Raw genomic sequence first — 22,809 nt, forward strand, 5'->3', positions numbered from 1 at the left:
CTACGGTCTGACGCCGATCACGACATGGGCGTGCCGTTCCTCCGAGACGGCCACGGAGGCCGTCAGACCGTTGCGCTCGAAGGCGGTGACGGCGGCCGGGGCCTGGTGCCGACTCGTCTCGACCAGGACACAGCCGCCGGGCGCGAGCCAGTGGGGGGCCTCGGCGGCGACGCGGCGCAGGACGTCGAGGCCGTCCGCGCCGCCGTCCAGGGCGACCAGCGGCTCGTGGTCGCGGGCCTCCAGGGGCAGCAGCCCGATCTCGCCGCTGGGGACGTACGGCACGTTGGCCGCGAGGATGCCGACCCGGCCGCGCAGCTCGCCGGGCAGGGCCTCGAACAGGTCGCCCTGGTGGACGTGGCCGCCGGCGGCGGCGACATTGCCCCGGGCGCAGCGCACGGCAGCCGGGTCTATGTCGGCGGCGTGCAGTTCGACGGGTCCGAGTCCGGCGGCCAGCGCCGCGCCCACGGCGCCCGAGCCGCAGCACAGGTCCACGACGACGGTGGAGCCGGGCGCCCGGTCCAGGGCCTGCTCCACCAGGAACTCGGTGCGGCGGCGCGGCACGAAGACGCCGGGTTCGATCGTGATGCGCAGGCCCGCGAACTCGGCCCAGCCGACGACGAGTTCGAGCGGTTCGCCCGCGACGCGGCGCGCGGTCATGGCGGCGGCCTCGGCGGGCGTGCGCGCGGTGGTGAGGATCAACTCGGCCTCGTCCTCGGCGAAGACGCAGCCCGCGGAGCGCAGGGCGTCGACGACGGAGGCACGGGACGGCGGCGTGGACGGTGGTACGGGAGAAACGGACGGCATGGAAGCCCAGAGCCTTTCGGGAACCGAAGGGCGCTCCGGCGGACGCCTACGGCCGGCGATCCGCGCGACATCGAGAGGAGAGCACCCGAGCTGACACAGCGGTAATGGGTCTCACCTCCCCGGCTTCGCACGGCTGGGTCCGTCCACAGCCGGCGGCCACACTACCCGACGGGCCGGTCGCCCGGCACGGCACAGTGCCCGCCGGGGCAACTGGTTGGATCATGCAACCATGGGAGGGGACGCAGCAGCGCCGTGAGGGAGGCCCCGTGCACACAGCCGACGCCGTGGAGACCATCCAGCGGGAGATGACGGTCTTCGCCCGCCGCGCCCGTGCCGCGGCCGGGCGGATGCACCCCGAGCTGTCGCTGGTGTCGTACACCCTGCTCGGGCACCTGGAGGAGAGCGGCGGGTGCCGCGCCACCGACCTGGCCGCCCACTACGCCCTGGACAAGTCCACGGTCAGCCGCCAGGTGGCCGCGCTGGAGCGCGCCGGCCTCGTCGAACGCCGCCCCGACGCGCAGGACCAGCGGGTCCAGGTGCTGCGCTTGACGCAGGCCGGGCGGCGCATCCTGGCCCAGGTCACCGAGAGCCGCCGGGCGGCCTTCCGGGAGCGGCTGGCGCACTGGCCGGCGGCGGATCTGGCGCGGTTCGCCGACTACCTCGTGCGGTACAACGCGTGGCCCGAGGGGCAGGGCCAGGACGCACGGACGCACGGCACGTACGGTTGAATACGCAATCACTGAGTTCGCCGGCCGGCGGGGCACCGCCGGCCCGGCCCCGGAGGCACCACCCCATGCACATCACCCGAGGCTTCACCGGGCGACCGCGCGTCGACGACCCCGGTCTGCCGCCCGGCCAGTACGACGCCGGTGACGACTGGCCGGTCCTGTCCGCCGAGGTCACGCCCGATCTCGCACCCGCCGACTGGACGTTCCGCGTCGACGGTCTGGTGGCCGAGCCCCGTACCTGGGACTGGGAGGAGGCGCACCGGCTGCCGCCGTCGGCGTACGAGGGCGCCATCCACTGCGTGACGAGCTGGTCGAAGTTCGGTGTGCGGTTCGCGGGCGTGTCCCTGGACGCCTTCCTGGATGTGGTCCGGCCCCATGGCTCGGCGACCCATGCCGTCGCCTACTCCCACACCGGCTACACCACGAACCTCCCGCTCGCCGACCTGACCGGCGGGCGCGCCTGGATCGCGTGGGAGTACGACGGCCGGCCGCTCGCCCCCGAACACGGCGGCCCGGCGCGGCTGCTGGTGCCGCACCTGTACTTCTGGAAGAGCGCCAAGTGGATCGCGGGTCTGCGGATCCTCGACCACGACGAGCCGGGCTTCTGGGAGCGGAACGGCTACCACGAGCGGGGCAACCCCTGGGAGGAGCAGAGGTACTCCGGTGACTGAGACCTTCGTTCCGCCCACGCGGTTCGCCGTGCCCGGACGCATCGCCGTGAGCGAGCAGGCCGCCTCCGTGTGGCAGACCGCGACACTGACCGAGATCCGCCGGGAGACCCCGCGGGCCTCCACGTACCGTTTCGCCGTGCCCGGCTGGCCGGGTCATGTGCCCGGCCAGCACCTGATGGTGCGGCTGACCGCCGAGGACGGTTACACGGCCCAGCGCCACTACTCGATCGCCTCCGCGCCGGACGCCTCTGGGCACGTCGAGCTGACCCTGGATCACGTCGAGGGCGGTGAGGTCTCGGGCTGGTTCCACACCGTGGCCCGGGTGGGCGACCGGGTCGAGGTACGAGGCCCGGTGAGCGGCTTCTTCGCCTGGCCGGGCGACCGGCCCGCGCTGCTGATCGGCGCCGGCTCCGGCGTCGTACCGCTGATGTCGATGGTCCGGCACCACCGGGCGCGGAACCTGGCCGTGCCGCTGCGGATGCTGGTGTCCGCGCGCAGCCCCGAGGAGCTCATCTACGCCCGGGAGTTGGGTGCGGAGACAACACCCGTCTTCACGCGGCGGGCACCGGAGGGTGTACCGGTGGGACGTATGGCGGCCGCCCATGTGGCGCCGCTCCTGGCCGAGCAGCCTCCGGGTGGGTGGGAGGCCTATGTGTGCGGCTCCAACTCCTTCGCCGAGCACGCTTCCCGCCTGCTCGTGACGGCCGGTCAGCCGGTGGACCGCATCCGGATCGAGCGCTTCGGCTGACCCCGACGGGGGCTGCTGCTCCCGGTGTTGGCGCGACCCGTGGCGTGTCCCCTGCCCCAGGGGCGGAGCCCGGTGTTTCGCCCCGGCCGGTCCGGGCACCCCGGCCGCAGGGCTTCGGCACGCGACGCGGCGCGCCACCGCTCCTCCCCTGCGCACGCACCGGCGCAGCCGGAGGGCGGACCGACGGCTCGGCCCACGCCGTACGGCGTTGCCCCTCCGTACGGCGTGGGCCGAGCCGGCCCGTCAGGCGGCGACGAGGCCGTGTGAGCGATCGATGTGCGTCGGAGGGGGTACCAGATCCGTGTGGACACTCGCACGTGTGGCGTGACGCGGAGGGAGCGGCGGCGCCGCCACCGCACCGCCGGTCCGGCCCTCCGGCAGCGGTGACGGCGAGGAGGTCGACATGCGAACCCGGGTGCGCGGCTGGCGATGGCGGCGCAGTCCGCTGCGGCGCCGGTCGGACGTCGTCGAGGCGTGGACGGTGCTGGTGGTCGCCGTCCTGGTTTCGGTGGTCGCGCCGCTGGTGGGAGTGGCGGCCGCCGTGTGGGCCCACGGCGAGGCGCGGGCGGTCTCGGCGGAGCAGCGCGCCGAGCGGCATCGCGTCCGCGCCGAGGTGGTCGACCGGAACGGCGGCCCACTGCCGTCGGTGCAGGCCGGCGGGCAACAGGCCTACCGGGCGACCGTACGCTGGACGGAGCCCGGCGAGGGCACGCGCACGGCGACGGCACGGGTCTCCGCGGGCACCCGGCCGGGCGAGGCCGTGGACGTCTGGTTCGACTCCCGGGGGCGGAACGTGAATCCGCCGGTGGACGGCACCGCGGTCTGGCAGCACACCCTCTCGATCGGCACGTGCGCCACGGGCGGTGCGGTGCTCGTGGTGCTGCTCGGCCACTGCCTCGTCCGCCGGGTGGCCATGCGCCGCCGGCTGGCCGAGTGGGAGCGGGCCTGGGCCCGTACGGAGCCGGAGTGGACGCGTCGCGACGCGTGAGGCGACCGTGCCCGCGCCCGAGTGCTCCACGAGCAGGAGCCGTCGACGGGCGCAGACCGCCGGAAAAGACCTGCCGGTCCTCCGGCCGCCCCCGTAATGTGATCATCCGCACCGTCTTCGCAGCCGCTCCTCACCCAAGGTGGTCCTGCATGGCACTGTTCGACCTTCCTCTCGACGAACTCCGTGAGTACCGCAGCGCGTCCGCCGAGCCCGAGGACTTCGACGCGTTCTGGTCCAAGACCCTCCAGGAGGCGCGCGAGCACGACCTGGACGCCCGCTTCGAACCGGTCGACACCGGCCTGTCCACCGTGCAGGTCTTCGACGTGACATTCGCCGGTTTCGGCGGCCACCCGGTCAAGGGCTGGCTGACCCTGCCGGCCGGGGCGCAGGGCCCGCTGCCGCTGGTCGTGGAGTTCATCGGCTACGGCGGAGGGCGCGGGCTGCCGCACGAGCACCTGCTGTGGGCGTCCTCGGGCCGGGCGCACTTCGTGATGGACACCCGCGGGCAGGGCAGCGCCTGGGGCGCGGGCGGCGGCACGGCGGACCCGGTGGGCGGCGCGCCCGCCTACCCCGGTTTCATGACGCGCGGCATCGACGCGCCGGAGCACTACTACTACCGCCGGGTGTTCACGGACGCGGTGCGGGCCGTGGAGGCGGCCCGTTCGCACCCCCTCACCGACCCGGCACGCACGGTGGCCGTCGGTTCGAGCCAGGGCGGCGGCATCACGATCGCGGTCGGCGGCCTGGTCCCGGACCTCGCGGGCATCGCCCCGGACGTGCCGTTCCTGTGCGACTTCCCGCGCGCGGCGACGCTCACGGACCGCCACCCCTACCGGGAGATCGGCCTCTACCTCAAGACGCACCGCGGCCGCACCGACGAGGCCCTGCGCACCCTGTCCTACTTCGACGGCGTCCACTTCGCCGCCCGCGGCCGGGCCCCCGCGCTCTTCTCGGCCGCCCTGGAGGACCAGACCTGCCCGCCCTCCACCGTCTTCGCGGCGTTCAACGCCTGGGGCCACGAGGACAAGGCGATCGAGGTGTACGACTTCAACGACCACGAGGGCGGCGGTCCCTTCCAGGAGGCGGCCAAGCTGCGCTGGATGCGCTCGCACATCTGATCCGGCCGTTCCCCGCCGACGGGCTTCCACCTTGGTCCGACCAGTCGGTACGTTCTTGGCGCCCGGGCCGCGAGACAGCGGGCCGGGCTCGAGACGACCGGCGGAGGGGTGGGGCCCATGCCCGAGCACGAGGTAGCCGAGCACGAGACATCCGAGCCCGAGGCGCGGGTGCACGGGCACTGCGACGCGCGCTTCGCGGCGGTGCGCGGGGCGTTCGAGGAGAACTTCCGGGAGCGGGGCGAGCTGGGCGCGGCGGTGACCGTCATCGTCGGCGGCCGGACCGTGGTGGACCTGTGGGGCGGCTGGGCCGAGGCGGCACGCTCCCGGCCGTGGGAGCGGGACACGCTGGTCAACGTGTGGTCCACGACCAAGGGCCCGGTGGCGCTGTGCGCGCACGTCCTCGTCGACCGGGGGCTGCTCGACCTCGACGCGCCGGTGGCCGCGTACTGGCCCGAGTTCGCCGCGGCGGGCAAGGAGAAGGTCCTCGTACGGCACCTGCTGTCCCACCGCGCCGGCCTGGCCGGGCTGCGGGAACCGCACTCCCTGGAGCAGCTCTGCGACTGGGAGCTGACCACGCAGCGGCTCGCGGCGACAGAGCCCTGGTGGGAGCCGGGCACGCGCTCCGGCTACCACGCGCTGACCTACGGCCACTTGGTCGGCGAGGTCGTCAGGCGCGTGTCGGGACTGCGGCCGGGGGCGTTCCTCGAGCGGGAGGTGACCGGGCCGCTCGGCATCGACTTCACCATCGGCCTGCCGGAGAAGGACTACGGCCGGGCGGCCGAGCTGGTCCAGCCGCCGGTCGCGACGACCAGTGAACAGGCCGCGGTATTCGCGCAGTTGACTCCGGCGGCGATCGCCGCGGTGACCAACCCGGCGGTGTCGGCCGCCGCGGCCGGCACACCCGGCTGGCGGGCCGCCGAGATCCCCGCGGCGAACGGGCACGGTACCGCCCGCGCGGTCGCCGAGCTGTACGCCGTCTTCGCGGGGCGCGGCGCCTACGGTGGTCACCGCGTCCTCTCCTCCGAGGCGGCCGAGCGGGTGCGCGAGAGTCAGGGCAGGTGCCTGGACCTGGTGCTCGGCGCCGGGCTCGCCGCCGAGACGGAGGCGGGGCTCGGACTCTGGCTCAGCGGGACCAACGGCTCCTACGGACCCAACCCGCGCGCTTTCGGACACGACGGCTTCGGCGGCTCCTGCGGGCTCGCCGATCCGGAGGCGGAGGTGTCCCTGGGCTATGTGATGAACCGCATGGGGCCTCATATCGCGGACGACCCGCGGAAGATGGCGCTGGTGGACGCCCTGTACGGCGCGCTGTGACGGCGGGCGCGGGCGGTCCGGTTCCGGCCGAACCGCCCGGCCACCCTTCCCTGCTGGTTTAGACCAATGCTAGACCTGGTGGCGCACCGAGCCCGCACGGCTACCGCACGTCACCGACAGGAGGCGCGGCATGGCCCGCACCACCCCGCCCGACCACCCGCCGACCGAAGAGGAGCCCCTGTACCGACGGATCGCGTCGGAGCTGCTCGGCGAACTGCGCGACGGCACCGTCCCACCCGGTGAACGCCTGCCGGGGGAACGGCGGTTGGCCGGGCACTTCGGGGTCAGCCGGGAGACCGTACGGCAGGCCCTGGAGCTGCTGCGCCGCGACGGCCTCGTCGCCACCGACCGGCGCGGCAGCCACGCGACCCTGCCCGGCCCGCCCGTCGAGACCCCTGCCTCGCTCACCTTCCCGGTCGGCGCCCGCGCCGCGACACCGGGCACCGTCTCCCGCGCCACCGTCGCCTGGGAGCCGCCCACTCCGGACCACGCCGAGGCGCTGGGGCTCGCCCCGGGACGTCCGACGCTGGTCCACCGCTATCGGTACGCGACCGCCGACGGGCGCGGGCTGCGGACCGCCGTGACGTCCTTCTCCGCCGTGGCGCTGACGGAGGTCGAGGAGCTGGCGCGCTATCGCGACCGCGCCGACGGCACGGCGGCCGCGCAGCTGCGGCGGGCCTACGACTGGATGCGCCGGGCCGGCCTGACCCTGCACCACCGCGACACCATCACCCGGTCCGCGAGCACGCCGTCGGTGCGGGTCACCCGCCGGGTGCACGACCAGTACGCGCGCCCGCTGGAGATCACCGACCTCGTCGTGGACGCCCGGCGGGACGCGCTCGTCTACGAGTTCACTCTGCCGGGCCGGACTGCGCGGCCCGCCACCGCCGGGGCGTCACGCCGTACGCCGCCTTGAAGCGGCGCGTGAAGTGGCTCGGGTCGGTGAACCCCCAGGCGCGGGCGACCGACGCGACGGTCCGGGTGCGCCCCACCGGGGAGACGAGGCCGGCCCGGGCCCCCTCCAGCCGCTGCTCGATGATCCACTGCTCCAGGCTCAGCCCGGCCTGCGCGCACAGGCGGTACAGGGCGCGCACGGAGATGCTGTGGGCGTGTGCGATACGGGCGGGCGTGAGGTCCGGCTCCGTCAGATGCGTGCGCGCGTAGGCGAGGACGCGCTGGAGCAGCGACTCGGCCAGCGCGGGCCGGGCGTAGGCGTCCACGCCGGCGGCCGAGGTGAGCAGCGCGCGCACCAGTTCCACGGTGGCCGAGCCGAGGGCGGCGGCGCCCGGGTCGCCGGCGAGGGTGTCGGCGTCGGCCTGGAGGCGGGCGATGTGCGCGCGGACCAGGTCGTACAGCGGACTGGCCCGCAGCCGTTCGGCGCCCCGGCGGACGATGTGCGGCGGCACGCCGAGGGCGTCGTACGGCACCTGGAGCGCCTGTGCGCCGCCGCGGCCGGACCAGGCGAAGTCGTAGGGGATCGTCAGGTCGTTGAGCATCAGCTCGCCGGGGTCCACAAGTTCCTGCCGGCCCGACTGACCGAACCGGCCCGCGGCGCGGACCTGGAGGGACAGGGAGACCATGGGCGCGCCTTCGAGACGCAGGTAGCGGGGGCTGCGGGTGACGGCCCAGCCGGACGAGCTGCTGGTGAAGAGCGCCAGCTCGCCGAAGTGCCACCGCTCCATGCGTGCGAACGCCCGCTCCCCGCCCTCCTCCATGCTGACCAGCGACGGCACGGACGCCGTGAGCAGCGCGGCCCGGAACGCCTCCACCCGCTCGCCCACCGGTAACTCGCTCGTGTCCAGCAGGATCATCCCCAGTCCTCTCCCTCCCGGCGGCACGGTGAGTCGAGGACCGGGCACCCAGGGCCGATCCGCCGACCGCGTCCGCTGCCAGTATCGGCCAGAGGTCAACGCCCTGTGCACGTCTACAGGAGCGTTCGCGACCGACACCGAGTCCAGGGGGGAACGACCGTATGACCACGCATGACGAGGAGCTGATCGAGCGGGCCAACGCCGCCGGCCGCACGCCCGTCGTCTTCGTCCACGGACTGTGGCTGCTGCCCAGCAGCTGGGACCGCTGGGCGGACCACTTCGAGCGGGCCGGGTACGCCCCGGTCTCGCTGTCCTGGCCGGACGACCCGGACACCGTCGAGGAGGCCAACCGGCACCCCGAGGTCCTCGCCGGCAAGACGGTCGGGCAGGTCGCCGACCACCTGGCGGCACTGATCGGCGGCCTCAAGCGCAGGCCGGCGGTCATCGGTCACTCGTTCGGCGGACTGCTCACGCAGATTCTCGCCGGGCGGGGCCTGTCCGCCGCGTCGGTCGCCATCGACCCGGCACCGTTCCGGGGCGTGCTGCCGCTGCCCGTGTCGTCGCTGCGCGCGGCGGCGCCGGTGCTCACCAACCCGGCGAACCGCAACCGTGCCGTGCCGCTCACGTTCGACCAGTTCCGGTACTCCTTCGCCAACGCGGTCAGCGACGAGGAGGCGCGGCAGCTGTACGAGACGTTCGCCGTGCCTGCGCCGGGAGCGCCGCTGTTCCAGGCGGCCACGGCGAACCTCAACCCGTGGACCGAGGCGAAGGTCGACACCGAGAACCCGGAGCGCGGTCCGCTGCTGATCGTCTCCGGGGAGAAGGACCACACCGTGCCCTGGGCGCTGTCGAACGCCTCCTACAAGCGCCAGCGGCGCAATCCCGGCATCACGGAGATCATCGAGATGAAGGGCCGGGGCCACGCCCTGACCATCGACCACGGCTGGCAGGAGGTCGCGGACACGGCGCTGACGTTCGTACGGCGTTTCGTCTGATCGTCTGCCGCCGCCCCCGCCGACCCCCGCCGACCCCCGCCGAGAGGATGCACATGAGTACGTTCACCACGTCCGACGGGACCGAGATCTACTACAAGGACTGGGGCGAGGGGCAGCCCGTGGTCTTCAGCCACGGCTGGCCCCTCAACGCCGACGCGTGGGACGGGCAGGCCCGCCTGGTCGCCGAGCACGGCTTCCGCGCGATCGCGCACGACCGCCGCGGGCACGGCCGCTCGGGCCAGCCGTGGCAGGGCAACCACATGGACCGGTACGCCGACGACCTGGCCGAGCTGATCGAGTCGCTGAACCTGAACGACGCGGTCCTGGTGGGCCATTCGACCGGCGGCGGCGAGGTGGTCCGCTACATCGGGCGGCACGGGACCGCGCGGGTCGCCAAGGCCGTGCTGCTGGGCGCGGTGCCGCCGCTGATGCTGCGGACGGAGGCCAACCCGGAGGGCACCCCGAGGGACGTCTTCGACGGGATCCGCGCGGCCGTGGCGGCGGACCGCTCGCAGTTCTACTGGGAGCTGAGCGAGAGTTTCTACGGCTTCAACCGGCCCGGTGCCGCCGTCTCGGAAGGCGTGCGGCGCGCGTTCTGGCTGTGGAGCATGCAGGCCGGGCTGAAGGGCGCCCACGACTGCGTCGCCCAGTTCTCGGAGACCGACTTCACCGAGGACCTGGGGCGGATCGACGTGCCGACGCTGGTGGCGCACGGCGACGACGACCAGATCGTGCCGATCGGCGCCTCGGCCCAGCGCACCGCCCAGCTGGTCAAGGACGCGACGCTGAAGGTGTACCCGGGCGCCCCGCACGGCCTGGTGGGCGACTTCGAGAAGGCGTTCAACGACGATCTGCTGAACTTCCTGCGCGGCTGACTAGCCCGCGGGCCGGGCGGCGACGAGACGCACCCGCGGGCTGCCGTCCCGGCGCCGCCCGAACTCCGGCAGCGCGTACAGCTCCACCCGGAAGCCGGCCTCCGCGAGCGCGCGCAGCACGTCCCCGAAGCGGACCGCGCGGTAGTACATGACGAACGGCGGCCGCCACAGGGCGTTGCGCACCCGCATCACCGTGTCGAAGCCGAGCAGCATCCCGTGGCCGAGCGAGCCCGGGCGGGGCGGGGCGACCAGCGGGAAGGCGAAGCAGCCGCCCGGCCGCAGCACGGAGCGGACCTGCGCGAACAGCCCGGGCACCTCGCGCGGCAGGAAGTGCCCGAAGGCCCCGAAGCTGACCACCAGGTCGAAGGCGGGCGCGAAGGGCAGGGCGCGGGCGTCGGCGCGGACGAAGGAGACCGGCGGCCCCGCCGGCCGGACCCGCTGCCGGGCCACGTCGAGCATGCCCGCGCTGAAGTCGACGCCGGTGACGTGCTCCCGGCACACCCCGGCCAGCACACCGATGCCCGCGCCGGTGCCGCAGCACAGGTCGAGCCCGGCGTCGAAGGGTCCCATGCGCCGCAGTGCCGACCCGACGGCGTCGAGCACGGCGTCGGGCGTCCGGAAGGGCGTGTGGTCGAACTTCGGCGCGAGGAGGTCGTAGCCGCGTTCGACGGACGACAGCGCCTGGACGGCGAGTTCGCGCAGACTGGGGCCTTCGGGGCTGAACATCGACTCAGCCTAGGCCAGTGCGCTGTGTTTGGATGTCTGCCATGACGTCCGCCGAGCACGACCGGCTGATGCGGGTCAACCAGGCCAACTGGGACGCCCGTACGCCCGTCCACCTCGCCAGCCGGTTCTACGGTCTCGACCAGGACCTCGATCCCGAGCGCTGGTTCGCGCCCTTCGAGTGGGAGGACCTCGGCGATCTCGCCGGCCGTGACGTGCTGCACCTGCAGTGCCATCTCGGCACGGAGACGATCGCGTTCGCCCGGCGCGGGGCCCGGGCCGTCGGCCTCGACTTCTCCCCGGCGTCCGTGGCCGCCGCGAACGGCATCGCGGAGCGGGCCGGAGCCGACGTGACGTACGTCCGGGCGAACGTGTACGACGCCGTGGAGGCCCTGGACGGGCGGCGGTTCGACGTCGTGTACACCGGCAAGGGCGCGCTGTGCTACCTGCCCGACCTGGACCGGTGGGCGCGGACCGTCGGGCGGCTGCTGCGGCCGGGCGGCCGGTTGTACGTCGTCGAGTTCCACCCCCTGCTCAACTCCCTCGGCCCGAAACCCGCTCCGGGCGAGGGGCCCGAACTGCTGCTGCGCCACGACTACCTGGGCGGCGGCGGTCCGGTGCACCGGGACGCGACCCACACGTACACGGACGGCCCGGCCGTCGAGGGCGCCACGGACAGTTACGAGTGGATGCACGGGATCGGAGAGGTCGTCAACGCGTTGACCGGAGCGGGACTGGCCGTGCGGCGACTGCGCGAGAGCGACGAACTTCCCTGGCCGCGCTGGCCCCGGATGGTCCGTACGGAGTACGGCTGGTGGCGGCTGCCCGAGCCGCGGATCCCCCTGCTGTACGGCCTCCTGGCCACGCGCTGAAACCCGTTCCCCTCGCCCGGCGCGTCGTCGGGTGATAGCCTGGAGACAGCACTCGTGTACGCCCCTGTCTGTGGGCGCCGGTGCGATTCTGCATTTCGCTCTCTCCTTTCCAGCATCCTGACGTGCTCTGTCGTAGCCGAGGTGCTGTTCCCCGCCGCCGGAGGCGTGCCCCAGGCCCCTCCCCTCGCGGCCCTCTCCCCTTCCCTTCGCATGTCCCACGCCTGCCGTCCGTGAAAGGACACCCCACCATGACCACCACACTCGACACCCCGCCCGTCCAGCAGCACACCGAGCCCCGGACCGCCCTCGGCGTCCTCGACATCGACCCGGGCGGGAAGGGGCACCTGCGCGCCGAGGACGGTCTGCCCACGCCCGCCGACCCGGCCGTCTCCCCCGCCCTGATCCGCCGTCACGGCCTGCGCAAGGGCGACCTCGTCGAGGGCCACCTCGGCGACCGGCGCGGCCTCTCCGACGTCGCACGGGTCGACGGCCGTGCGTCCGCGGACCTGCGCGGCCGCCGGCACTTCCAGGACCTGACGCCGCTGCACCCGCACGAGCGGCTGCGCCTGGAGCACCCGGCCGCCGGGCTCGCCGGGCGGGTCGTCGACCTGATCGCGCCGCTCGGCAAGGGCCAGCGCGGGCTCCTCGTGGCCCCGCCCAAGACCGGCAAGACCGTCCTCCTCCAGCAGCTCGCGGCGGCCGTCACCGGCAACCACCCCGAGTGCCGGCTGATGATGCTGCTGCTCGACGAGCGGCCCGAGGAGGTCACCGACATGCTGCGCTGTGTGCGGGGCGAGGTGTACGCCTCGACCTTCGACCGCAGCGCCAAGCAGCACATCGCGCTCGCCGACCTCGTGATCGAGCGGGCCAAGCGGCGCGTCGAGGCCGGCGAGGACGTCGTCCTGCTCCTCGACTCGCTGACCCGGCTGTGCCGGGCACACAACAACGCGGCCGCTTCCGGGGGCCGCATCCTCACCGGAGGCGTCGACTCGTCCGCGCTGACCGGCCCCAAGCGGTTCTTCGGCGCCGCCCGGTCCGCCGAGGAGGGCGGTTCCCTCACCATCCTCGCCACCGCCCTGGTGGAGACCGGCTCCCGGGCCGACGACTTCTACTTCGAGGAGCTGAAGAGCACCGGCAACATGGAGCTCCGCCTGAGCCGCGAACCGGCCTCCCGCCGCCTGTTCCCCGCCGTCGACATCACACCCTCCGGCACCCGGCGCGAGGAACTCCTGCTGACGCGAGGCGAGTTGGCCGCCATGCACGGCCTGCGGCGCGTGCTGCAGGGCCGGGACGGGCAGGACGGTCTGGAGACCCTCCTGGAACGGATGCGCGAGACACCGGACAACGCGACGTTCCTGCGGCGCATCCAGCCGACACTGCCCGCGGACTGACGGACGCACCCGAACGGCCCTGCCGCCCTGGCGGATCCAGCCGAGTGCGAGGCCGTCCGTGCGGCATCCGGGTGCTCGCGCGGCGTCTGCGGCCCGGTCGTCGCCGTACGGAGCACAACCGTTTCTACGTTGATCATATGATCATCGGATTCTCTTCCCGGGCTGTCGTCTCAGCCGGTGCGCTCTGCGCGGCGGGCCTCCTGGCCCTGGTGCCCGCCGCTGCGGCCGACCCCGGCGGGGCGGAGCCCAGTGCCCCGACCCGGCCCAGGGCGGCGGCCCCGCACCCCTCGCTGCTGCACCGCCCCGGCGTCCAGGTCCGCCCGCGCGCCGGGGCGCCCCGCGTCCCGGCGGTCTCCGCCCTGTCCTGGCTGGTCGCCGACGCCCGCACCGGCGAGGTGCTCGCCGCCCGCGACGCGCACCGCAGGCTGCCCCCGGCCAGCACCCTGAAGACCCTGTTCGCCCTCACGGTGCTGCCGTCACTGCCCGCGGGCATCCGGCACACGGTCCGCGCGGAGGAACTCCGGGGCATCGGCGCGGGCAGCAGCCTGGTCGGAGTCGCCGAGGGCCGTACGTACCGGGTCGCCGACCTGTGGCGCGGGGTCTTCCTCAACTCGGGCAACGACGCCGTGCGCGTCCTGGCCGAACTCAACGGCGGCTGGCGGGCCACCGCCGAGCGGATGCAGGCCAAGGCCCGGTCGCTGGGCGCCCTCGACACCCGCGTGGTGTCACCGGACGGCTACGACGCCCCGGGCCAGGTGTCGTCGGCCTTCGACCTGGCCGTCTTCGGCGCCGTGGGGCTGCGCAACCCCGACTTCGCCCGGTACTGCGCCACGGTCGAGGCCAGGTTCCCGGGCGGCGGCGGCTGGTCGTACCCGATCCGCAACACCAACCGGCTGCTGAGCGGCGCCCGGGGCGTGGAGCCGTACCCGGGGCTGATCGGCATCAAGAACGGCTACACCAGCAAGGCGGGCAGCACGCTCGTCGCGGCGGCGCGCCGGGACGGGCGCACCCTGGTCGTGACGGTGATGAACCCTCAGGAGGGCGGCGGCTCGGCCGTGTACGAGGAGGCCCGCTCCCTGCTCGACTGGGGGTTCAGGTCGGCCGGGCGGGTCGAGGCGGTGGGCTCGCTCGCGGCGTCGCGCCCTCCCGAGCGGCCGGAGACGACGACGCCGCCCGCGGTCGCCGCGGCCGTCCCCGAGGAGCCCGGGTCCGTCTGGACGGAGGCGGGGCTGATCGCGGGTGCGGCCGGGCTGGGTGCGTCGGTCGTGGTGCTGGTGCTGCGGCTTCCGGTCCGCCGGCCCGGGCGGAGCTGACCGGCCGGCAGCCACAGCAGCAGGCCCAGGGTGATCCAGGCGTAGGTGTTGCTGCCCAGGAACCCGTCGACGCCGGACGCGTCGTCGAACCACAGCCACACCACGCTGGTGCACAGCACGGCGTACAGGGCCCCCGCGATCCGGAGGTGCCCCGTGCGGAGCAGGACGGCGAAGGACGGCAGCAGCCACACCAGATGGTGGACCCAGGTGATCGGGCTGACGAGGCAGGCGGCGAGCCCGGTCAGGGCGAACGCGGCCGTCCAGTCCCCCGCCAGGGCCGCCCGGCGGGTTCGCAGGGCCCACACGCCGAGGATCAGCAGGACCGCCACCGCCCACACGGCCCGGTCCGGTTCGCCCAGCCGGGCCAGGATGCCCTGCACCGACTGGTTCGAGACATAGCCGAGGCGTCCCACGCGGTCGGTGTCCCACAGCGCCTCGGTCCAGTAGAAGCGCGAGGCGTCCGGGTCCACCCAGGCGGCGAGGGCGGTGGCCCCGAGGGCGACGGCCGTGGCGACCGCCGCCGCGCGGCGGCGTCCGGCCACCAGCAGCAGTCCGATGAACAGCGCCGGAGTGAGCTTGATCGCGGCGGCGAGCCCGATGCCGACGCCGGCCAGACGTGCGCGCCCGGTGGCGAGCAGCGTCGCGTCGGTGAGGACGAGGGCGAGGAGCAGCAGGTTCACCTGGCCGAAGCTGAAGGTGTCGCGGAGCGGCTCGAACAGGGCGAGCAGGCAGGCGGTCAGGGCCCAGCCGTACCAGCCGAGGCGATGCCGGTCCGGCCCGGCGAGCAGGCGCAGGACCACGGCGAGGGCCGCCAGGTTGAGCAGCAGGGCGGCGGCGATCGCGGTCCGCAGGTCCAGCAGGGCCATCGGCAGCATGGCGACCGCGGCGAACGGCGGATAGGTGAAGCCGTAGGTCGTGCCCGGCACGCGGTAGTCGTAGATCCGGCCGCCGTGGTGGACCCAGGTGTCGATGCTGCCGTAGTAGACGCGCAGGTCGAACCAGTCGCGCAGCAGGGGGACGGTCGCGGTGAAGACGGTCACCGCCGTGGCGAGGCCGAGCACCAGCAGCAGCCGTCCCCGGTCGGTGCGCGGCAGGGCCGGGGTCATGCCGCGCGTCCCAGGGCCGGGGCGAGTTCCGCCTGGTGGGCCTGCCACAGCACGACGACCGCGAGGGCGCCGCCGGAGACGGCCAGCACGAGTTGGCCGGTGTCCGCGGGCCCGCCGCTGGGCAGGACGCACAGCGCGAGCACGCCGGTCACGGCGGCCATGCGGTGGCGTACGGAGGTGCTGGGCGCGGCGGCGGCGATGAGGAACAGGCCCCACAGGGCGTACCAGGGGCGGATCGCCGGGCCGAGGGCGGCCACCGCCGCGAGGCTCAGGCCCAGGGCGTACACCGGCCGTGGGCGCAGCCGCAGCCAGATCAGCGCGATCGCGACCACGGCCGCGAGGATGCCCAGCGCGTGCCAGGCGGGGACCGCGAGCGGCGCGAGGTCGCTGCCGAGGTGTTCCAGCAGGGCGCGGGTGGCGCGGCCGAGCAGGGTGGTCAGGGCCCAGTTCTGGGGTGACACGGGGGTGTTGAGGGCGCTGATCCAGCCGTAGCCGGTGCCGGCCGCGGCCGTGGCGGCGACGGTCGTCCCGGCGGCCGCGACGGTGGTGGTCACGAGGGCCTTCGCCGGGCTGCGGCCCGCGCGGACCTGGAGGACGACGACGGCGGCCAGTCCGAGGGCGGCGGGCGCCTTGACCAGGGCGGCCAGCGTGACGAGGACGGCGCCGAGGACCGGCCACCGGCCGAGCGCCGCCACCAGACCGACGCCCAGCAGGCCCAGCATGACGGCGTCGTTGTGGGCGCCCGCGACCAGGTGCAGCAGGACGAGCGGGTTGAGGGCGCCCAGCCACAGGGCGGCGGAGGGGTCGGCGCCGCTGTGCCGGGCGAGGCGGGGCAGCGCGGCCGCCATGAGTCCGACGCCGGCGAGCGCGACGAGCCGCATCCCGAGGAGTCCGGCGGGCAGTTCACCGCGGGTCAGTCCGGACAGGGCCGCCGCGACGGCGAGGAACACCGGGCCGTACGGGGCGCCGGTGTGCCGCCACAGCGGGGCGACCTCGTCGGCGAGCGGGCCGCCGAGCCGGGACGGCCCGTGCGCGTACACGTCCATGTGCGCCTCGACCATCGCCCCCTGGGCGAGGTAGCTGTAGACGTCCCGGCTGAACAGCGGCGGGGCCAGCAGCAGCGGCGCGGCCCAGACGGCGAGGACGAGCAGCAGGGCGCGGGGAGCGGGTGGCCGCGGGCCGCGCACCAGCCGGCCGAGCAGCGCCCAGGCCGCGATCAGCAGGACGACGCCGAAGTAGACGCCGACCAGTCCGAGGGCGGCGCGAGCGGAGGCCGGGTGGAGGAGGTCCCGTACGGGGAGCGCTCCGGCCGTCTCACCGCCCAGCGCGAGGCAGGCGGTGCCGGCCAGACCGAGTATCTGGCAGCGGCGGAGATCGACGGGGAAAGCCATGGCCAACACTCGGGCAGAGTGTCAACGTGGGGTGGCGGGGAGTTGACGCGGTGCCCTCCGGGGGGAGGCAGAGGTGTGACCGGCCGGTGATCAGGCTGCGTGCCGTGTGCCGGGTGCGGTGGTACGCGGGGTGCGGGCGCGTCGTGGCCGGTCGCGCGGTTCGCCGCGCCCCTTGGGGCGTTCAGAACACCGAGAGACCCGTCAGCGTCGTGAATCTGTCCAGGGCCGCCACTCCGGCCACCGAGTTGCCCCGTTCGTCCAGGCCCGGGCTCCACACGCACAGCGTGCAGCGGCCCGGGACGACCGCGATGATGCCGCCGCCCACCCCGCTCTTGCCGGGCAGGCCCACGCGGTAGGCGAAGTCCCCTGCCGCGTCGTACGTGCCGCAGGTCAGCATGATCGCGTTGATCTGCTTGGCCTGGCTGCGGGTGAGGAGGCGGGTGCCGTCGGCGCGTATGCCGTGCCGGGCGAGGAAGGTCGTGGCGAGGGCGAGGTCGGCGCAGGACGCCGTGACGGAGCACTGGCGGAAGTACTGGTCGAGCAGGACCGGCACCGGATTGTCGATGTTGCCGTACGACGCCATGAAGTGGCCGAGCGCGGCGTTCCTGTCGCCGTGGGCGGACTCGGAGGCGGCGACCTCCTTGTCGAAGGTCAGCTCCGGGTTGCCGCTCTCCGCGCGCAGGAATCCCAGCAGTTCCCCCGACGCGTCGCCGGTCCGGGTGTGCAGCCGGTCGGTGACGACGAGGGCGCCCGCGTTGATGAACGGGTTGCGCGGGATGCCGTTCTCGTACTCCAGCTGGACCAGGGAGTTGAAGGGGTTGCCGGAGGGCTCGCGGCCGACGTGTTCCCACAGGGCGTCGCCCTCGCGGGCGAGGTCCAGGGCGAGGGTGAAGACCTTGGTGATGGACTGGGCGGAGAACGGCTGCCGCCAGTCCCCCACCCCGTACACGGTGCCGTCGGGTTCGGCGACGGCCATGCCGAAGCTGCGCGGGTCGCAGGCCGCGAGCGCCGGGATGTAGTCGGCGGGCCGGCCGCGGCCGGGCGTCCGCTCGATCTCCTCCGCGATGCGCTCCAGGACCGGCTGGAAGCTCGTCGACGACGTCATGATCCCGATTGTCCCTCCGTGCCGGTCCCGGTGCGCGCGTACGTCAGGCCGCCGGGGCCGGGCCGCTGCCCGCCAGGACCTCGGGGCGCAGGAGACCGGCGAGGGTCTCGGCGGGGAGCAGGCCCTTCTCCAGGACGAGTTCGGCCACGCCCCGGCCGGTGGCGAGGGCCTCCTTGGCGATGTCGGTGGCGGCCGTGTAGCCGATGTGCGGGTTGAGGGCGGTGACCAGGCCGATGGAGTTCTCGACCGTCGCGCGCAGGGCCTCGGTGTTGGCGGTGATGCCGGAGACGCAGCGCTCGGCGAGCGTGAGGCAGGCGGCGCGCAGGTGCGTGATCGACTCCGACAGGGAGTGCAGGATGATCGGCTCGAACGCGTTCAGCTGGAGCTGTCCGGCCTCGGCGGCCATGGTGATGGTGACGTCGTTGCCGATCACCTCGAAGGCGACCTGGTTGACGACCTCCGGGATCACCGGGTTGACCTTGCCGGGCATGATGGACGAACCCGCCTGTACGGGCGGCAGGTTGATCTCGCCCAGGCCGGCCCGCGGACCGGAGGACAGCAGCCGCAGGTCGTTGCAGCTCTTGGAGAGCTTGACGGCGATGCGCTTGAGCACGCCGGACATCTGGACGAAGGCGCCGCAGTCCTGGGTCGCCTCGACCAGGTTGGCCGCCGTCACGAGGGGCAGGCCGGTGATGGCCGCGAGGTGGCGGCGGGCCGACTCGGCGTAGCCGGCGGGGGCGTTGAGGCCGGTGCCGATGGCCGTGGCGCCGAGGTTGATCTCATGGATCAACTCGACGGCCTCGGCAAGGCGGGACCGGTCCTCGTCCAGCATGACCGCGTACGCGGAGAACTCCTGACCGAGCGTCATCGGCACCGCGTCCTGCAACTGTGTACGGCCCATCTTGAGCACGTCACGGAACTCGACGGCCTTCCGGGCGAACGCGTCCTGGAGCACGGACATCGCGGTGAGCAACCCGCGGACCGCGAACACCGTCGCGATCTTGACGGCGGTCGGGTAGACGTCGTTGGTGGACTGGCCGAGGTTGACGTCCTCGTTGGGGTGCAGGTGCCGGTACTCGCCCTTGGCGTGGCCCAGCAGTTCCAGCGCCCGGTTCGCCACGACCTCGTTGGCGTTCATGTTGGTGGAGGTGCCCGCCCCGCCCTGGACGACGTCGACGACGAACTGGTCGTGCAGCTTGCCGTCGCGGATCTCCCGGCAGGCCGCGACGATGGCGGCGGCCTTCTTCGGATCGAGCAGCCCGAGTTCCTCGTTGGCGAGGGCGGCGGCCTCCTTGACGGCCGCCAGGGCGTCGATCAGGTGCGGATAGGCGGAGATGGGCATACCCGTGATCGGAAAGTTCTCCGTGGCCCTCAGGGTGTGCACACCCCAGTAGGCGTCGGCGGGAACGTCACGGTCACCGAGCAGGTCGTGTTCGGAGCGGGTGGCGACGGTCATGACGGTGAGGGGCCTCTTTCTGCGTGGAACTGAGGGTGGGTGCGCGCCCTTCAGGGGCGCGGGGAACTGCGCGACCGGCCACATGCGGCCCGCAGCCGCCGGACGGGAGAACGCGGCACGTCGTCAGGCGTGGGCGGCACCGGCGACCGGCTCCAGCGAGCGAACGGGCCGCACCCGCCCGACCTCCCGCCCGCCCCCGAGCAGCGGCTCGCCCGCGAACTCGGTGAGCAGCTCCGGGTCCACGCCCGCCCGGGCCAACGCGGCGGCAGCCACCGGCACCCGCGCCCGGTTCGCCCCGTCCGCGATCTTCACCGCGACGGCCCGCCCGTCCGGCAGCGCGGCGACCTGCACGCCCTCGAACCCGTCCTTGGTGAGCAGCCCCGGCACGGCCCGCATCAGCGCGGCCACGTCCCGGCCGGAGCCGGACGCCATCTCGGCGTGCTCGCGCATCGCGTCGGCGACCCGGGCCTCGGGCGTGCCCGGCGCGGCGGTGGTGATGCGGGCGGCGGCGCGGGCGAGGCCGTGCAGGGAGATGGAGAACAGGGGCGCGCCGCAGCCGTCGACGGTCACGCCGGCGATGCGCTGCCCGGTCAGGTCCTCGACGATCTCGGCGATCGCCTGCTGGAGGGGGTGGGCCGGGTCGAGGTAGTTCTCCAGCGGCCAGCCGTTGAGGGTGCAGGTGTAGAGCATGGCCGCGTGCTTGCCGGAGCAGTTCTGGGCGAGCCGGGAGGGCAGCCGGTTCTCGCGCACCCAGGCGTCCCGGACGACCGGGTCGAACGGCAGGTCGGGGACGTTGCGCAGGTGGTCCTCGGTGAGTCCGGCGAGTTCGAGGATGCGCCGGGTGCCGGCGAGGTGGCGTTCCTCGCCGGAGTGGCTGGCCGCGGTCAGGGACAGCAGCTCGCCGTGGAGCGGGAGCCCGGCCCGGGCCATGGCCACGGCCTGGACGGGCTTGAGCGCGGAGCGCGGGTAGAAGGCGGCCTCGATGTCTCCGATCTGGAGCTGGACCTCTCCCTCGGCGCCGAGGACGACGACGGAGCCGTAGTGGATGCCTTCGACGATTCCGCCGCGTATGAGGTGGGCGACGGGGGCGTGGACGGGTTCACGGACCAGGGGTGCGTCCGCGAGGGAACTGCTGTACATCACTGCCTGCTTCTGGAGCGGCGCGTCGGTCACGCGTCGGCTCCGGTCGTGGACTTGCGGGCGATTCGGCCGCGGATGGCGAACCACCCGGCGACCAGGGCCCCGACGATCAGCGGCAGGCACAGCACGGTGGTGCGTCCCGCGCCGCCGTCGGCGTACATGAGGACCAGGACGGAGGCGAGGAACGCCAGCGTCACGATCTCGGTCCAGGGGGAGCCCGGCAGTCGGTAGCCGGGGCGGGAGAGCTCGCCCTTCTGGGTCTTCTGCCAGAAGAGGAGGTGACAGATCATGATCATGCCCCAGGTGGCGAGGATGCCGATCGCGGCGAAGTTCAGCACGATCTCGAACGCCTCGGCGGGCACGACGAAGTTGAGGCCGACGCCCAGCACGCAGACGCCACTGGTGAGCAGGATGCCGCCGTAGGGGACCTGGCTGCGGCTCATCACGGAGGTGAACCTGGGCGCGGATCCGGCCATGGCCATGGAGCGCAGGATGCGGCCGGTGGAGTACAGGCCGGAGTTGAGGGAGGACATCGCGGCGGTGAGGACGACGAGGTTCATCACGCCGCCCGCTGCCGGGACGCCGATGTTGGACAGGACCGTGACGAAGGGGCTCTCGCCGGCCGTGTACTTGTTCCAGGGCAGCAGCATCGACAGCAGGACGACCGAGCCGACGTAGAACAGGCCGACGCGCCACATGATCGAGTTGATCGCCTTGGGCATGATCTTCTCGGGGTTCTCGGTCTCGCCGGCCGCGACGCCGACCAGCTCGACGGAGGCGTAGGCGAAGACGACGCCCTGGATGATCAGCAGCATGGGCAGCAGGCCGTGCGGGAAGACGCCGCCGTTGTCACTGATCAGGGCCGGGCCGGGGCTGTGGCCGTCGACGGGGTGCTGGGTGACCAGCAGGAAGATGCCGATGCACATGAAGACGACGAGCGCGCCGACCTTGATGATCGCGAACCAGAACTCCAGCTCGCCGAAGATCTTCACCGAGATCAGGTTCACGGTGAGCACGACCGCCAGCGCGATCAGCGCGATCACCCACTGCGGGATGTCGGAGAACATGCCCCAGTAGTGGGTGTAGGTGGCCACCGCGGTGATGTCGGCGATGCCGGTGGTCGCCCAGTTGAGGAAGTACATCCAGCCGGCGGTGTAGGCGCCCTTCTCCCCCATGAACTCGCGGGCGTAGGACACGAAGGCGCCGGAGGAGGGGCGGTAGAGCACGAGTTCGCCGAGTGCGCGCACGACGAGGAAGGCGAACAGGCCGCAGACCGCGTAGGCGATGAAGAGGGAGGGGCCGGCGTCGGCGAGGCGGCCGCCGGCGCCGAGGAAGAGGCCGGTGCCGATGGCTCCGCCGATGGCGATCATGTTGACGTGCCGGGACTTCAGGGACTTGCTGTAGCCCGCGTCTCCGGCGTCGACATGGCCGGAACGTTTCTGCACGCCGTCGTGCAGGGACTGCTCACTCACGCCTCGGGTCCGCCTTCCATGGGGGTTTCCGTGCTGGTGTCCGCGCGCGGGGAGCGCACGATGTCGGTGAGGGTCGTCTCGACGCGGTCGAGATGGTGGGCCATGGCCTCCACCGCGTCGTTCTCGGAACCGTCGATCAGGGCCTCGACGATCGCCCGGTGCTCGCGGTTGGACTGCTCGCGGCGGCCGCCGAGCTCGTTGAGGAAGGCCGACTGGCGGGCCAGCGCGTCCCGGATCTCCTCGATGACCCGGCGGAACACCGGGTTCTGTGCGGCCTCGGCCACGGCGAGGTGGAACAGCGTGTCCATCGCGACCCACGCGGTGGTGTCCGTCTCCCGCTCCATCCGGTCCAGCAGGTGGGACAGGTGGTCGAGGTTCTCCGGGGTGCGGCGCCGCGCCGCGTACCCGGCGACCGGGATCTCGACGTGGCGGCGCACTTCCAGCAGGTCGCTGGCCGCGTAGTCGCCGAAGGTGGGGTCCTCGACGGTGCTGGCGACGACGAAGGTGCCCTTGCCGGTCCTGGAGACGGTCAGGCCCATGGTCTGCAGGGCCCGCAGCGCCTCGCGCAGCACGGGCCGGGAGACCTCCAGGGTGCGGCACAGCTCCGCCTCGGAGGGGAGCTTGTCGCCGATGGCGTACTCGCCCCGTTCGATGGCACCGCGCAGGTGCGCCAGCACCGCTTCCATGGCACTGACGCGCCGCACGGGCTGTCCGGCTGTCCGGCTGTCTGACAGGTTCACGGGAGAGATACTCCGGGCGACGGGAGGCGCCTGTCAAGGGGTCGCCCC

At 73.5% G+C, this 22,809-nt stretch carries 21 protein-coding genes and 1 pseudogene; 12 read left to right on the forward strand and 10 right to left on the reverse strand.

What is annotated here, in order from left to right:
- Complete coding sequence (locus tag C1703_RS01950) at positions 1-804, reverse strand: putative protein N(5)-glutamine methyltransferase (protein WP_114250230.1); 804 nt, start codon at positions 802-804, stop codon at positions 1-3.
- Positions 805-1,070: 266 nt separating this feature from the next.
- Here C1703_RS01950 and C1703_RS01955 point away from each other — a divergent pair, with 266 nt between their 5' ends.
- From C1703_RS01955 to C1703_RS01985, 7 genes are all read left to right on the forward strand, one after another.
- The gene (locus C1703_RS01955) at positions 1,071-1,532 is read left to right on the forward strand and encodes a MarR family winged helix-turn-helix transcriptional regulator (protein ID WP_114250231.1); all 462 of its coding nucleotides are present in this window, start codon (positions 1,071-1,073) and stop codon (positions 1,530-1,532) included.
- 65 nt (positions 1,533-1,597) lie between these two features.
- Positions 1,598-2,203: a sulfite oxidase-like oxidoreductase gene (locus tag C1703_RS01960; protein ID WP_114250232.1), complete on the forward strand. Its 606-nt coding sequence runs from the start codon at positions 1,598-1,600 to the stop codon at positions 2,201-2,203.
- Positions 2,196-2,951 carry a ferredoxin reductase gene (locus C1703_RS01965; protein WP_114250233.1) on the forward strand — a complete coding sequence of 252 codons (756 nt, stop codon included), beginning with the start codon at positions 2,196-2,198 and terminating at the stop codon, positions 2,949-2,951. Before C1703_RS01960 ends, C1703_RS01965 begins: the two co-directional genes overlap by 8 nt.
- A 403-nt stretch (positions 2,952-3,354) precedes the next feature.
- Positions 3,355-3,939 (forward strand): hypothetical protein, encoded by a 585-nt coding sequence (locus C1703_RS01970; RefSeq protein ID WP_114250234.1) that lies wholly within the window; start codon positions 3,355-3,357, stop codon positions 3,937-3,939.
- Positions 3,940-4,088: 149 nt separating this feature from the next.
- A complete protein-coding gene (locus C1703_RS01975; RefSeq protein WP_114250235.1) occupies positions 4,089-5,057 on the forward strand; it encodes an acetylxylan esterase in 969 nt (322 codons plus the stop codon).
- Between the two features lie 117 nt (positions 5,058-5,174).
- On the forward strand, positions 5,175-6,371 hold the full coding sequence (locus C1703_RS01980) for a serine hydrolase domain-containing protein (RefSeq protein WP_114250236.1): 1,197 nt from the start codon (positions 5,175-5,177) through the stop codon (positions 6,369-6,371).
- Between the two features lie 130 nt (positions 6,372-6,501).
- Positions 6,502-7,287 (forward strand): GntR family transcriptional regulator, encoded by a 786-nt coding sequence (locus C1703_RS01985; RefSeq protein ID WP_114250237.1) that lies wholly within the window; start codon positions 6,502-6,504, stop codon positions 7,285-7,287.
- Here the strand turns inward: C1703_RS01985 and C1703_RS01990 are convergent.
- Positions 7,223-8,182: a helix-turn-helix domain-containing protein gene (locus C1703_RS01990; protein WP_114250238.1), complete on the reverse strand. Its 960-nt coding sequence runs from the start codon at positions 8,180-8,182 to the stop codon at positions 7,223-7,225. The genes C1703_RS01985 and C1703_RS01990 overlap by 65 nt on opposite strands.
- 161 nt (positions 8,183-8,343) lie before the next feature.
- Between C1703_RS01990 and C1703_RS01995 the strand changes: the two genes are divergently transcribed.
- A complete protein-coding gene (locus tag C1703_RS01995) occupies positions 8,344-9,177 on the forward strand; it encodes an alpha/beta hydrolase (RefSeq protein WP_114250239.1) in 834 nt (277 codons plus the stop codon).
- A 53-nt stretch (positions 9,178-9,230) separates the two neighbouring features.
- On the forward strand, positions 9,231-10,052 hold the full coding sequence (locus tag C1703_RS02000; protein WP_114250240.1) for an alpha/beta hydrolase: 822 nt from the start codon (positions 9,231-9,233) through the stop codon (positions 10,050-10,052).
- Here the strand turns inward: C1703_RS02000 and C1703_RS02005 are convergent, their stop codons facing one another.
- The gene (locus C1703_RS02005) at positions 10,053-10,778 is read right to left on the reverse strand and encodes a class I SAM-dependent methyltransferase (protein WP_114250241.1); all 726 of its coding nucleotides are present in this window, start codon (positions 10,776-10,778) and stop codon (positions 10,053-10,055) included.
- A 41-nt stretch (positions 10,779-10,819) separates the two neighbouring features.
- Here C1703_RS02005 and C1703_RS02010 point away from each other — a divergent pair, with 41 nt between their 5' ends.
- The 3 genes and pseudogenes from C1703_RS02010 to C1703_RS39515 all read left to right on the forward strand — a co-directional run.
- Complete coding sequence (locus tag C1703_RS02010) at positions 10,820-11,647, forward strand: class I SAM-dependent methyltransferase (RefSeq protein ID WP_114250242.1); 828 nt, start codon at positions 10,820-10,822, stop codon at positions 11,645-11,647.
- A 248-nt stretch (positions 11,648-11,895) separates the two neighbouring features.
- Positions 11,896-13,038, forward strand: coding sequence for a transcription termination factor Rho (rho, locus tag C1703_RS02015; RefSeq protein WP_114250243.1), 1,143 nt, complete (start codon positions 11,896-11,898; stop codon positions 13,036-13,038).
- Positions 13,039-13,175: 137 nt separating this feature from the next.
- Positions 13,176-14,060, forward strand: a pseudogene (locus tag C1703_RS39515) (serine hydrolase); the annotation flags it as partial.
- A gap of 11 nt (positions 14,061-14,071) precedes the next feature.
- Here the strand turns inward: C1703_RS39515 and C1703_RS02025 are convergent.
- The 7 genes from C1703_RS02025 to C1703_RS02055 form a co-directional block, all read right to left on the reverse strand.
- Positions 14,072-15,457, reverse strand: coding sequence for a glycosyltransferase 87 family protein (locus tag C1703_RS02025; RefSeq protein WP_114250245.1), 1,386 nt, complete (start codon positions 15,455-15,457; stop codon positions 14,072-14,074).
- A complete protein-coding gene (gene mptB / locus C1703_RS02030; protein ID WP_114250246.1) occupies positions 15,454-16,848 on the reverse strand; it encodes a polyprenol phosphomannose-dependent alpha 1,6 mannosyltransferase MptB in 1,395 nt (464 codons plus the stop codon). The genes C1703_RS02025 and mptB overlap by 4 nt, the downstream gene beginning before the upstream one ends.
- Positions 16,849-17,029: 181 nt before the next feature.
- The gene (locus tag C1703_RS02035) at positions 17,030-17,953 is read right to left on the reverse strand and encodes a glutaminase (RefSeq protein ID WP_114250247.1); all 924 of its coding nucleotides are present in this window, start codon (positions 17,951-17,953) and stop codon (positions 17,030-17,032) included.
- A 43-nt stretch (positions 17,954-17,996) separates the two neighbouring features.
- The gene (gene aspA / locus C1703_RS02040; RefSeq protein WP_114250248.1) at positions 17,997-19,409 is read right to left on the reverse strand and encodes an aspartate ammonia-lyase; all 1,413 of its coding nucleotides are present in this window, start codon (positions 19,407-19,409) and stop codon (positions 17,997-17,999) included.
- Positions 19,410-19,532: 123 nt separating this feature from the next.
- Complete coding sequence (locus C1703_RS02045; protein WP_114257244.1) at positions 19,533-20,549, reverse strand: asparaginase; 1,017 nt, start codon at positions 20,547-20,549, stop codon at positions 19,533-19,535.
- Positions 20,550-20,578: 29 nt separating this feature from the next.
- Entirely contained in the window at positions 20,579-22,021 is a 1,443-nt protein-coding gene (locus C1703_RS02050) for an amino acid permease (RefSeq protein WP_114250249.1), read from the reverse strand.
- Positions 22,018-22,707 (reverse strand): FadR/GntR family transcriptional regulator, encoded by a 690-nt coding sequence (locus tag C1703_RS02055; protein WP_114250250.1) that lies wholly within the window; start codon positions 22,705-22,707, stop codon positions 22,018-22,020. Before C1703_RS02055 ends, C1703_RS02050 begins: the two co-directional genes overlap by 4 nt.
- Between the last annotated feature and the right edge of the window lie 102 nt (positions 22,708-22,809).

Source organism: Streptomyces sp. Go-475 (assembly GCF_003330845.1).
GTDB lineage: Bacteria > Actinomycetota > Actinomycetes > Streptomycetales > Streptomycetaceae > Streptomyces.